This window comes from Pseudomonas sp. PA-1-6B (assembly GCF_021609545.1).
Classification (GTDB): Bacteria; Pseudomonadota; Gammaproteobacteria; order Pseudomonadales; family Pseudomonadaceae; genus Aquipseudomonas; species Aquipseudomonas fluorescens_BV.
On record NZ_WJZM01000130.1, the window covers coordinates 1 to 848 of the forward strand.

1 protein-coding gene is annotated in these 848 nt (G+C 60.5%); it reads right to left on the reverse strand.

The genetic code is table 11. From position 1 onward, the window contains the following. Positions 1–848 (reverse strand): ribonucleotide-diphosphate reductase subunit beta (locus GIV35_RS27225; RefSeq protein WP_236485989.1); only part of this gene is annotated, 848 nt, incomplete at both ends.

The window sequence follows — 848 nt, forward strand, 5'->3', positions numbered from 1 at the left end:
TGCAGAATCATCTGGGTCGCTTCTTCCTTCATCTCGGCATCCCACAGGTGCGGGTTTTCGATTTTGATCTGGTTGATCACGTCGATACCGAAGTTCAGGTGCATCGACTCATCGCGCAGGATGTACTGGAACTGCTCGGCCACGCCGGTCATTTTGTTGCGGCGGCCCATGGACAGGATCTGGGTGAAGCCGCAGTAGAAGAAGATGCCTTCCAGCACGCAGTAGTAGGCGACCAGGTTGCGCAGCAGTTCTTTGTCGGTGTCGACGGTGCCGGTTTCGAACTTCGGATCGGAGATCGAGCGGGTGTACTTCAGGCCCCAGGCGGCCTTTTTGGCGACCGATGGAATCTCGTGGTACATGTTGAAGATCTCGCCTTCATCCATGGCCAGCGATTCGATGCAGTACTGGTAGGCGTGGGTGTGGATCGCTTCTTCGAAGGCCTGGCGCAGGATGTACTGGCGGCACTCCGGGTTGGTGATCAGGCGGTACACGGCCAGCACCAGGTTGTTGGCTACCAGGGAGTCGGCGGTGGAGAAGAAGCCCAGGTTGCGCATGACGATACGGCGCTCGTCGTCGGTCAGGCCTTCGGGGTTTTTCCACAGCGCGATGTCGGCGGTCATGTTGACCTCTTGCGGCATCCAGTGGTTGGCGCAGCCGTCGAGGTACTTCTGCCAGGCCCAGTCGTACTTGAAAGGCACGAGTTGGTTGAGGTCGGCGCGGCAGTTGATCATGCGCTTTTCGTCAACGGCGACGCGGGCGGAGGCGCCTTCCAGCTCGGCGAGGCCTTCGGCGACGTCGAGTTTGTCCAGGGCGGCCTTGGCGCGCACGATGGCGGCGGAGTCGTTGGC